Source organism: Streptomyces sp. NPDC017943 (assembly GCF_044328425.1).
GTDB lineage: Bacteria > Actinomycetota > Actinomycetes > Streptomycetales > Streptomycetaceae > Streptomyces > Streptomyces djakartensis_A.
Genome location: NZ_JBIRHH010000031.1, coordinates 1 through 11,326 on the forward strand (window position 1 = coordinate 1; position 11,326 = coordinate 11,326).

The following is an 11,326-nucleotide window of genomic DNA, read 5'->3' on the forward strand; positions in this document are numbered from 1 at the left end:
CGTCCGCCAGCGTCGGCCCTCTATGCAGCTCAGAGGCCAGTCACCCCAGCTGGGTCCTTCACCCTCCGGGGTGGTCGCTGAAAAGGCTCAGTGACGCTACGCCAGCGACATGACTGTGAAGCGACCGAAGCGACCGAAGCGACCGAGAAATGACACAGGGTAACGAAGTGCAAGTCGCGGATGGTGCGTGAACGGCCTCTGCCCGCGGCCCGTGCCAGCGCCCCTCCCCGGCTCGCTGATTTCCGCGGACTGTGCGCGCCCAACCAGCACAACCAGGACCTGACACATGCGAAAACGGTCCTCCTCGCCGGTCAGCCGGTCCTACGAGCCATGAACATAACAGCATCCGATAAGCGGGCACAGAACGCGCCTGCCTGGGGCCTCCTCCTCACGCCCCGGGCCGGGCTGGGCCGTCAACTGATCTGAACAACGCCCTCGCGGTCACATCGCAAGCTTCGGAGCGGACCCGATCACCGACATGGCCGGATCCCTGGTCCCGCTCGCTGACCACCTCACGGCCGGCGGTCGTACGCCGGCCCCGTACCCTCGCCGACATTGTCAACCGACTCGACGCCACGATCAACAACAGCAACGAACGACGCATTGGACACTGCGACCTCTTAGTCTCCTGAGAAACCAGTCCCGCGGGGCGGAGCATAGAATCTCCGGTCAGCGCCACATTCTCAAGCGACTGTCTCTACTGTGAACATAGGCGGCATAATCGACAAAGTTCCACTGATGCGCATTGGCTACCGGCCCACCACTTCACCTTATGCAAACGCGTCGTCTGGTCAGTTTTCGTGCTGCTGCGGGCAGGCCTGCCCGCAGCAGCACCGGTGCGTTCACGCGAAATGTCGCTCCCGACAGCCGTCGCTCGCTGGCCGAACTGTTCTCCCCCAGGGCCTTCACCCCTAAGGGCTGTCCCGTAATCCGCAATGGATCAGCGCGCGGCGTCGGATGCGGTGCATCGCAAGGCGGAGGGGCGTCCGCATACTGGACGTATGCGGACGTTCCGGCAACGCTGCGAGGTGCCGTATCCGGCGTCGCGCGCCCGCCGGGGATTACGGGACAGCCCTTAGTGAGCTGGGCCGAACCTCGCATGCCCTCAACGAGGGTGGTACAACCACCAGCCTCATCCACGTGCTAGCGCTACGGAATGTCAAGTGTTGACAGAGATATGAGCCGTGACTGACTATCACCAATACATTCTCCCCGGAGATCCGCAGCCCTCTCGCACTTCACTTCCGAGGACGGATCATCGAGCGAACCCTCTTCCGCCACGCCCCTAGACCGTTCGACGAGCCGGTTCACTTTCCCCCTCCTCCCTCTCCCGCGCGCCTACCTCAATCCCCGAACAGGGCGCGCGCTCTTATCGGCACTCCGTCGTCCGGCGATCCCGGACCGCCGTGCCCCTTTCCCTCCAGTCCCTTTTGCCGGAAAGACCAGGTAAGCGGTGCAGCACACCTTCACCATGTACCCCGGCATGGACGACGCGCAGCTCGACCGCGGTGACCTCGCCCGCTTCGACGCGGAGGGCCTGCTCCACTACGAGGGGCGTGACGACGCCCAGATCAAGGTGGCCGGTCACCGACTGGAGCTGGGGCAGGTCGAGGCCGCGCTCCTTCAGTACCCGGGCGTGGTCAACGCCGTCACCGCCATGGCAGACGGCCGCCTGGTAGCCGCGCTGGAGTGCCGGGGCGAGGACCCCGATCCGGGCGGACTAGCGGAGCACCTGACCGCACTGCTGCCCGTCCATGTACGCGTCGCCCGCTTCCGTCGCGTGACCGCGCTGCCCCGCACACCCAGCGGCAAGGCGGACCGCCGCGCGACGCTCACCGCCCCCGGTCACGATCTGCGCGACGCCGAACCGTCCGACGTGGGCCTGTCACCGCTGGAGGGGCGTCTGACGACGCTGTTCGAGGAGGTCACCGGCATCACGGTCGGCGTGGGGCAACGGTACTTCGACGCCGGTGCCACCAGTCTGGGCCTCATGCGGTTCCAGCTCGCCTGCGCAGGCGAGGACGGCCTCTCCTTCTCCGTACCGGACCTCTTCGAGCACGTCACGCTACGTGCCCTCGCCCGTTTCCTGGAGGAGCGTCGCGCGGTGCGGGAAGCGGCGGACGTGGCGATACGGCCCGCCCCGGAGGCCGCGGACGAACCCGTCGCCGTCATCGGCATGGCCGTACGGCTGCCGGGCGCACCCGATCTGGCCGCCTTCTGGGACCTGGTGGCCTCCGGCCGCCCGCGGCATCGAGGACTTCCCCGCGGCGGTCGGCCTCGTCGGTGCCCGCAGCCAGATGGACGGGATCCTCGACTTCGACCCGGGCCGTTTCACCCTCAGCCCGGGTGAAGCCCGCCTCATGGACCCGCAGCAGCGCCACCTGCTGAGGAGCTGCGTCGAGGCGCTCGCCCACGCCGGTATCGGCGACGCGGCAGGCCAGAGGGTCGGGCTGATAGCGGCATGCGGGGAGAACACCTACTTCCAGAACATGCTGCGCGAGGCCGACCCAAACGCGCTGCCCGACGCCTTCCGCATGGCCCTGCACCACGAAAAGGACTTTCTCGCCACCAAGGCCGCCTACCATCTGGGGCTGACCGGGCCCGCCTTCACGGTGCAGTCGGCGTGCTCCAGTTCACTGGTCGGCGTGCACCTGGCGGCCGGGCTGCAGCGCCAGTGCGACGCCGAGGTCATGCTCGTAGGCGGTGTCCTCGCCGACACCGATCTGACCGGCGGCTACACCTACCGGCCGCAGCACATCTACTCCCCCGACGGGCACTGCCGCCCGTTCAGCGCGGATGCCGCGGGCACCGTGGGGGCCAGCGGTGTCGGCGTGGTCGTCCTCAAACCTCTCGCCGCCGCCCGCCGTGACGGCGACACTGTGCATGCGGTCGTCACGGGCTCGGGTATCAACAACGACGGCGCGGACAAACTCAGTTACAGCGCTCCGGCCAGCGAGCCGCGATACGCTCCGCCCTGCGCCGCAGCGGCCGTACGGGAACCGACCTCGGTTACGTGGAGGCACATGGCACCGGCACCCCCCTTGGGGACCCGGTGAAGGCCGCCGCCCTGCGCGACGCGTACGGGCTGGCGGACGGCCCGGGCGTGGCGCTGTCCTCCGTCAAGAGCCAGATCGGCCACCTGGGCGCCGCCGCGGGTGTCGTCGGCATGGTCCGTGCCGTGCTCGCCGTCCACCACGGGATCATCCCGCCCACCGCGGACTTCGACCGCCTCAACCCTGAGATCGACGCCGGGCCTTTCCGCGTGCCGGTGACGACCGAACCCTGGCCGCGGGACGTGCCGCGGGTGGCTGCCGTCAGCAGTTTCGGCATCGGAGGAACCAACGCCCACCTGCTGCTGGAAGCTCCCGCCGGGCGGCCGGCCGCTGAGACGGCCGGCACCGCAACGATCGCTGCGGCGTCCGCCACGATGCCCTGCCTGGTGCTCTCCGCGAGCAGCGAGGACGCCCTGCGCGCCGACGGCCGCCGCATCGCCGACTACCTGGACGCCCACCCCGCCGCCTACCCGCAGGTGCTCCGGCACCTTCAGGCCGGGCGCCCCCTGCTGGAGCACCGTGCGGCGGCGGTGTGCCCGGACGCCGCGTCGTGCCGCGGCCTGGCTGCGCGAGCCCGAGCCGGTCACGGCTCCGGTCTCCGACCACGCCGCGCGGGAGGAGGCGCCGGTGATGAGCGGTGACCCGCACCAGCTCGCGCGGGCGTGGACGGCCGGCCGCACCGTCGACTGGCCCGACGGCCCGGCCGGCGCTCCGTGGGACTTCCCCCTGCCCGCCTTCGACCTGACGGCGTACGACTTCCCGCGCGCCCCCGACCGAGCCCGGCTCGAGCCCGTACGCCCCTCGGAGGACGCCGGTCCGCCGTCCCGGCGGCTGCCCGCCGATCAGTGGCTGCTCGGCGTCTACACCGTCGACCCCGACACCCCGCTGTACGACCTCGGGGCCGACTCTCTGACACTCCTGGAACTGCTGGAGGCTGTCAAACGCCGTCACGGCACCGACATCGACCTCGCCTCCCTCGGTCACCACGTGACCCTCAGCGGCATCCTGGGGAAGCTGGACAACGACACCCGTCAACCGGCCCGGTCGGGCACCGAGGCAGAGGTCGAGGTCTGGCAGCACGGCACCGGTAAGGACATCCTGTGCCTGGTCCATCCGGTGGGCGGCGACATCCAGGCCTATCGCCCGCTGGTCTCGGCCCTGCCCGCCGAACTGACGGTCTGCCTGATCCCCGACCCGGCCCTGCGCGACCCGCGGCTGCCCGCCCGGTCGATCACCGACCGCGCCGCCGACTACCTGCGGGCCGTGCGAGCCGCCTTCCCCGCCGCGGGCTCCCGGCTGCGGCTGGCGGGCTGGTCGTTCGGTGCGTGGATCGCCCTGTCGATGGCGGCCCTCGCCGAAAGAGACGGGCAGCCCGCAGCGAGCCTGTACCTCCTCGACCCTCCGCCGCCCGGCGCCAGGACGGAGTACGCCGCGTACGACGAGATCCAGGTCAACGAGGCCTTCGCCCGTGAGCTGGGCGGCAGCCGCACCGGCGGTCTGACCAGCCCCGGCCGCGCGTACGCCGAACGCCTCGCCCGCTGCTGCCGGGCCAATCTGGCCGCCATGGCGGAGCACCGGCTGCCGCGGATCACCACGACACCCACCACCGTCTGGCTCGCCGAACGCCCAGCCGACACCACCGTGCTCGCCCCGCGGCCGACACCGCCGGGCGCCTGGAACACCCACCTGCCCCACCCGCGAGTACACAAGGTCGACACCGACCACTACGGCCTCGTCGCCGCGTCCCACGCACGGGACATCGCCGACCAGCTCACCGCCGAAACGCGTCCCTCCACCCGGCAGCCCTGAGGAGGCGCTCCATGACATCACACCCCTACACGAGCCTGCCGGAACGCTCCTTCTGGCGCAGCGCGGTCGCCCAACGGGACCCGCTGGACATCGCCGATCTGCGGACACCGAAGTGGCCCATCGAGCAGGACGCGCCCGTGATCACCACCGGATCCTGCTTCGCCGGCCACATCGGACGCGCGCTGCTGGAGGAGGGCATGCACTGGTACAACGCGGAACCCCCGCCCCCAGGGCTGACCACCGCCCAGCAATCAGCCCGCGGCTACCGCCGGTTCTCCTTCCGCACCGGCAACATCTACACCGCCGCCGCGCTGCGCCAGTGGACCGCCTGGACCCTGGGCTCCCGCACGCCCCCCGACGAGGTGTGGGAGGAGGACGGGCGCTTCTACGATCCCTACTGGCCCACGGTGGAGCCGGGAGGGTTCGCCCTTCTCGAAATCGGTGCTGCGGGCGGCGGCCGGGCAGCTCGCGGACGAGGACGACCTCGTCGACTACTTCCCGTCGTACGAGATCGTCACCTGCCTGCCGCAGCTACCCGCCCTCCCAGCCCTCGCGGATGACCTGGGAGCGCCGCCCACTGCGGATTCCGGGGGTCGGCACGGCTTCTTCGAGCCCAACCTACGCACCGTCCGTCTTGAAGGCGTGGTCTTCGTGATGGGGCACTTCTTCCGGGCCCTGCGGGGCGAACCGGCCGCTCCACCGCACACTCCCCCGCAGCGGCCCACCGCCGGCAGAGAGGACCCATCCTGTGACGACGCCCTCCTCGACTACTACGGCCCCGGCCCGGTGGCTTCTGCTCGGTGACTCCCATGCGGCTTGCATCGGTCAGGCCGCGCGGGCCGCCGGACTGCCCTTCGCGGGCGGGCCGGTCGGTTCGGGCCGGGATTTCCTCGGCCCGTTCTTCGACGCCGACGGCGCGGAGATCCGTTTCCGAGCGCCCGAAGGAGCGCGTCTGTACCGTGAGTTCCTCGACGCCCTGGGCCCTCGCAAGCATGTCAGAGCTGTCCGTGCCTGTGGTGTGCACCTTCGGGTTCAGCGCCCACACGGTGGCCAAGCGGCAGAACTGGGACATCCACCGCGACCCACGCGGCGACTTCGCGGCGTCCTTCCTGGGCAGCCCGTACTTTTCAGCACTCGTACGGGCCACGGTCCGCGGCACACTCGCCTTTTAGAACCACACGGCGGCCCTCGGGCTGCGGACGGTGGCCGTCATGCCTCCGCAGCGCGTCCCCGACATGGCGAACGCACGCGTGTTCCGCGCCTCGCAGGATGTCGTGCGCGACGAGGTCGCCGCGCGCGGCGCCGAGATCGTGGACTTGCGCGCCCGGGTGACTGACCGCTCGGGCGACCAGCGCCCCGCCTTCTGCCTGCCGGAGGACACCATCCACGGCAGCCTCGCCTTCGGCCGCCTCGTGGTCGCCGAACTCCTCGTCCGAGGACTGTGATCCCACCCCGACCGCGCCGGTCCTCACCGCCAGCCCCACCCTCTCTTGGAGGTCCCCATGGAGCAGTACGCCCTTCAGGCCGTCGAACGCCTCACCACCCGGCCCGCCGAGCCGTACGAGACCCTCTCGGTCACCCCTCTCACCCCGCTGCTGGGCGCCGAAGTCACCGGCCTCGACCTGTCCGAGGAGCTGACGTCCCAGCAGGAGAAGGAGGTCAAACAAGCCTTCCAGTCCCACCACGTCCTGGTCTTCCGCGACCAGGACCTCACGCCTGAGCAGCACAAGCTGTTCGCGGGCGTCTTCGGTGAGCTGCACCCCGTCACCCTTCCCGTGAAGGTTCCGACCCGTACATCCGGGACATCAGCGCGGATAAGAACTCGAAGGGCGTGGCTGGCAACGGCTGGCACTCCGACGGTACGGCGGACCCGGCGCCCTCCCTCGGATCCCTGCTGTACCTCACGACCGTCCCCGAGGGCGGCAGCGGCGGCGACACCCTGTTCGCCAACATGCACCTCGCCTACCAGCTGCTCTCCCCCGCCATGAAGGACTTCCTCGGCAGACTGACCGCCCTGCACGACGGCGCCCTGCCGTGGACCGCCGCCGGTCAGACCCCTCCGGCCGACTACGACGTGCCGCGCACCGAGCACCCCGTCGTCGCCCGGCACCCGGAGACCGGCCGCCGGCTGCTCTTCGTGAACGCCCCCTACACCTCACACATCACCCAGCTCTCCCGCGCTGAGAGCGACAGCGTGCTGAGCATGCTGTACGCGCACGTGGCCCGCACGCCCCTGCTCCAGTGCCGGGTGCGCTGGGAGCGGGGGAACCTGGTGCTCTGGGACAACCGCAGCGTGCAGCACCACGCCGTATGGGACTACTTCCCCCTCACCCGGCTCGGCCGCCGGATCGCCGTCGAGGGCACGCCGCTGCACCGCTGACCCACTCCAGCACGTACATCATCATCGATCCCTCAGAGCAGGAGGCTGGTACGCATGACGCGCACATCCGACGGGGCGGTGGCGTCTGGCACCCCGGTGCAGGGGCCGGCCGCAACACCCAGCCACATGTTCACGTCCGCATGCCCCCGTGCATCTGCGGCCTGTCGCAACCGCCCTCCACGACGAACTACCGACCGGCATCCGCGACGGCTGAGCCTCACGCCTGTGCGCGCGGCTTGAGGGCCTGCACGGAGAGGGCTCAGCCTCTCCTTCGCCGGCGGGCCCGGGCGCTTGCCCGGGGAGGCGGGCGGGCACCTGGCGGCGCGGGACGACGTGGCTTAGCATGATCAACAACCAGACGGCAGACCTGGGCGGGAAGGTCGTGGCCGGCACCCCGCGTGACTCCCTGTACGTCCTCTACGCCGCAACGGTGACAAACGCCCGGAGATGATCGTCACCGACACCGCCTCCTACAGCGACAGGAAGGCCGCCACGCACTCGCACGAAGATCTTCCACGGCCGGGCCGAGCAGCTCTACCAGGACGGTATGGAGGACCAGATCGGCGCCCTCGGGTGTTCGGGTTGCTGACCCTGGGACGGGTCGCCTATGCCCCGCAACTCACCGACCTGCCCGATCAGAGAATGTGGCGCATCGACCGCACCGCCGACTACGGAGCCTTCCAGGACGCCGCACGTGGCCGGGTCGACCTGGCCCGGATCGAGCGGCACTGGGAGGACATCCTGCGGATCAGATGCTGTCCCGCGGGGGCCGACCCACCCCGCTGGGCGACGCGATCGCGCACTACGGGCGGATCGCCAAGATCCTCAACATCCTGAGCCTGGCCGATGAGCCCGGCTACTGCCGCCAGATCAAGGTGCAGGCCAACGCCTGGTCCTCAACGCGCTCGTCTTCTTCAACACCCGCTACATGGACGCAGCGATCACCCGGCTCCGCGAGGACGGCTTCGAGGTCCGCGCCGAGGAGGTCGCCCGCATCTCCCCCTTCGTGCACCACCACATCAACGTGCTCGGCCGGTACTCCTTCCGACTCCCCGACGGGCTGCGCCCCCGGCGCGACAAGCACGCTCCCAACGACAAGTGAGCGCCTGCGGCCAGCCGGGGAAAACCACACCGAACTCTCCCCGGGCTTGACTCGTAGATCATCACGGACAGTGTCCGTGGACGGGTCGACGAAAACGGAGAGAAGGAGATGACTATCGCCCCGAAAGTACGGCCGCGAGGCGGCAGATCGGATCAGCTCAATAAACGTGCCCGGAAAGCTGAGCAAGGACAGGTTGGCCGTACAAAGCGAGATCAACGGAAACAAAGGAGAGCCACCGCAGCCGACATCGACCCCAAGTCAGATCTGCTTCAAGCCAAGACCCCTTGCAAAATCGCATTGTCTGCTCTGTGACGTTCGGCCGCACGCCCCCGATGGAACAACCCAGATGCTCCGCGACTTCGCAAGGGACCTGATTTTAAGTCCCGCACCCGATCGGGACGGTCTGCCACTCAGGCACCTACCGCTCCCGGGCTACGCCAAATCCCTGACGCACAACCAGATAATTGAGACATCTCGCGATGACACCAGAACAGATGAAAGCTTTCGAGACAGTAAGCTCGAATCTAGCACCGTACGTTATTCGAGAATATTCCAAGCGGTTAGACCTTGAAAACCCGATATCTCAAGCATACCTGCACAATCGAGATCAGGATGGCACCTTAAAGGGTGCCCGATATGCTAGCATCAAATATGCAAGTGCACTCTTCTCGGAGCACGTGAACAGCATCCAGAGCAAAGGAGGAGTATTCGCCGATGATGACGAAGAGGGACTACAACTGGGAATCTATGCGGAGTACCCTGAGATCGAATCGTTTGTCAATCGAAGCGATAGACGCAAGAGCCATGATACGAACTCGCACCCCGCAAGGGCCCTTAAGATAACAACAGAGGCAGAAGGATTCCAGCTGGCAATATTTGCTGACAGCACCGAGCCGGTTACCCTGAGGGACCGAAGAGTGGAACAAGTCGCTGACGCATTGTCTCGCGTGATTAAAGCGGGCTTCTCGATCCCCTCGCCACTAGAATTTTATCTTCCCAAATACTCCAGAGGCATCCACCTTCCCTCTTTTAAAGTAGACGCCCCATGGAATTCATTCGCTGAATTTTACGCCCCCAACAAAATCATGCTTTCACCGCAACTCGTAAGTGCATCACCGCCTATGGATGCACCTGACTCTGTCGCATTGAAACTCGGCAACCCATCTGCGGTGATCATTCATGAGATTGGCCACTTCCTGCATTTCGCGCATTCCCCGGAGAGCTTCGTCGACTTATTTTACACCAAATTCTCACCAAGGTACCAGCAGGTCGCAAATGACATTAGCGGCTATGCTGCGAGAAATCCGCATGAATTCACAGCCGAATTCTTTACCGCCGCAACATTCGGATGCACGATACGTCCAGAGCATGGGGACCTGTATCGAGCGCTCGGCGGCCCTTTCCCCGCCCATTCGGTACACCAAGGGGTAGCTGGTCGAGCATTTTTGGCGGAACTCAATAAATCACAACTCAATAACCAGAGAACGCTGGCCGCGATTGCCGCAATTCAGCCCACTGCCGAAAGGAGTCGAAATGTCACCCTGCTCGCATCGTCAAGATGGACGGGACAGACTCCTGCAGCTGGTCGCATTAATTCCCGTAAACTTCATTAAAGACACTATGCGAATCTTTGTTTCCATTTTCGCAGGTCGCAACGATTCCTTTGAGCAGGTGAGACTCCGTTGACCTGTGCATATGCCTGCTCTCACGTCAACCCTTAGGGAATGGAGCATCGCCATCCCGTCGGCCTTTCGGTTCCGGCGGGCACGGTGCGCTTTGGCTCGGACCGATGGCTCAGAGTCGCGAATCCCTCCGCGCGAGCAGGCTGGTCAGCTCCGAGATCGCCTCGGGGGACGGCTTGATGTACCGGCGGACGTTCTCCGGCTTCTTGTGCCGGGACTTCGCCATTCGGACTACAAGGCGTTGTCGGTCGCCACCATCTCCAGCTTCACCTCGCCGTCCAGGTTCAGCAGGGCGTCCAGGATGTGCAGGGAGCCGCGCGGGGTGCCGGGAATGACCATCTGCCCGATGCCGGCGACCTGGCCGTTGACTGCGTTGAGCCAGGTGATGCCCCGCTTGAACCCGAAGTACTTGAGTGAGGGGGCGGCGTTGATGGTGCGCACCGGCACCTGGAGGCGCAGTCCGTCCACGGAAGCGAGCAGCCCGTCGCCCCAGTACTGCACGATCGGGATGTCGGCCTGGGCGGCGATCAGCGCGGCGTTCGCCGCGGCTATGGTGTCGACGCGGAGGTAGTACTGGTCGACGTGCACGAGCCGGGCCCGGGTCAGGGCCTCGTGCCCGGGGTTGACCACCGAGGTCAGGGCCGATGTTGCACGCCTCGGACACGAGCAGCGCGACCACCGAGGTGGGCAGATCCTTCATCCGGGTCGTGCCGTCACCGAGGTGGACGAAGGCGTCGAGGAACCCGGTCCAGGAGTTCACCTCAAACAGCAGGTCCGGCAGGTCAATCTTCGGGAGCATCTTCTCGACCCGCCGGCGAAGCCAGGTCAGGGACTTCGGCTCGCCGAGCGCGCCGAGCCCCGCGACGTTCAGCTTCACCCGCCCGTCGCTGGCCGCCCCGATGGACACCTTCGTCGCCGTTCCGCTGTTCACTGCGCGATGCGGGCGGCCTCGACGAGCAGGTCCCGGGTGGCGTGGTGCACGATCAGGTGGGCGAAGATCTCTTGCCGAATGCCGTCCCGGGTCTGTGAGCGCAGGACGGGTCTGTCGCGCTGGTGGGTCTTGATCTCGTCGAAGACTCCCAGCGCCGTACGTAAAGTTCGGCGAGCTCGCCAGCCGGGTACTTCTCGTGGTCCATAAGGCTGGTGATCAGTCGGATCACCTCGGCTTGGCCGTCGATCCGGTACTCGATCACCCGCACTAGGCACTGTTTCTCGGATCATGTGCGGAGCCAGATCATGAGGGCTGCGAGGGTGATGGTGCCGAGGTAGATGTAGGCGCGTTTTTCGTAGCGGGTGGCGA

The 11,326-nt window shown here is 67.1% G+C and carries 6 protein-coding genes and 4 pseudogenes; 9 read left to right on the top strand and 1 reads right to left on the bottom strand.

The features are described 5' to 3' along the window. Positions 1-1,507: 1,507 nt before the first annotated feature. From ACH4C6_RS34975 to ACH4C6_RS35015, 9 genes and pseudogenes are all read left to right on the top strand, one after another. A pseudogene (locus ACH4C6_RS34975) lies at positions 1,508-3,905 on the top strand (beta-ketoacyl synthase N-terminal-like domain-containing protein); the annotation flags it as partial. After that, positions 3,903-4,862 (top strand): thioesterase domain-containing protein, encoded by a 960-nt coding sequence (locus tag ACH4C6_RS34980; protein ID WP_398112674.1) that lies wholly within the window; start codon positions 3,903-3,905, stop codon positions 4,860-4,862. The pseudogene ACH4C6_RS34975 and the gene ACH4C6_RS34980, both read left to right, overlap by 3 nt. Before the next feature lie 11 nt (positions 4,863-4,873). After that, positions 4,874-5,422 carry a GSCFA domain-containing protein gene (locus ACH4C6_RS34985; RefSeq protein ID WP_398112669.1) on the top strand — a complete coding sequence of 183 codons (549 nt, stop codon included), beginning with the start codon at positions 4,874-4,876 and terminating at the stop codon, positions 5,420-5,422. After that, positions 5,304-5,666: a hypothetical protein gene (locus ACH4C6_RS34990; protein ID WP_398112670.1), complete on the top strand. Its 363-nt coding sequence runs from the start codon at positions 5,304-5,306 to the stop codon at positions 5,664-5,666. The genes ACH4C6_RS34985 and ACH4C6_RS34990 overlap by 119 nt, the downstream gene beginning before the upstream one ends. Before the next feature lie 188 nt (positions 5,667-5,854). Continuing rightward, positions 5,855-6,034, top strand: a complete 180-nt coding sequence (locus tag ACH4C6_RS34995) for a hypothetical protein (RefSeq protein WP_398112671.1) — start codon at positions 5,855-5,857, stop codon at positions 6,032-6,034. 39 nt (positions 6,035-6,073) lie between these two features. After that, positions 6,074-6,307 carry a hypothetical protein gene (locus ACH4C6_RS35000; RefSeq protein WP_398112672.1) on the top strand — a complete coding sequence of 78 codons (234 nt, stop codon included), beginning with the start codon at positions 6,074-6,076 and terminating at the stop codon, positions 6,305-6,307. A gap of 57 nt (positions 6,308-6,364) precedes the next feature. Further along, positions 6,365-7,242 (top strand): annotated as a pseudogene (locus tag ACH4C6_RS35005) (TauD/TfdA dioxygenase family protein). Between the two features lie 319 nt (positions 7,243-7,561). Next, positions 7,562-8,344, top strand: a pseudogene (locus tag ACH4C6_RS35010) (Tn3 family transposase); the annotation flags it as partial. A gap of 479 nt (positions 8,345-8,823) precedes the next feature. Continuing rightward, positions 8,824-9,957 carry a hypothetical protein gene (locus ACH4C6_RS35015; protein WP_398112673.1) on the top strand — a complete coding sequence of 378 codons (1,134 nt, stop codon included), beginning with the start codon at positions 8,824-8,826 and terminating at the stop codon, positions 9,955-9,957. A 306-nt stretch (positions 9,958-10,263) separates the two neighbouring features. On the opposite strand, the pseudogene ACH4C6_RS35020 reads toward ACH4C6_RS35015, so the two are convergent. Further along, positions 10,264-10,948: pseudogene (locus ACH4C6_RS35020) on the bottom strand (Tn3 family transposase); the annotation flags it as partial. Positions 10,949-11,326: the final 378 nt, after the last annotated feature.

Excerpts from the sequence above, each read along its gene's own strand:
- ACH4C6_RS35015 (WP_398112673.1), top strand. The coding sequence starts at position 8,824 with ATGACACCAGAACAGATGAAAGCTTTCGAGACAGTAAGCTCGAATCTA.
- ACH4C6_RS34995 (WP_398112671.1), top strand. The coding sequence starts at position 5,855 with ATGTCAGAGCTGTCCGTGCCTGTGGTGTGCACCTTCGGGTTCAGCGCC.
- ACH4C6_RS34985 (WP_398112669.1), top strand. The coding sequence starts at position 4,874 with ATGACATCACACCCCTACACGAGCCTGCCGGAACGCTCCTTCTGGCGC.
- ACH4C6_RS35000 (WP_398112672.1), top strand. The coding sequence starts at position 6,074 with ATGCCTCCGCAGCGCGTCCCCGACATGGCGAACGCACGCGTGTTCCGC.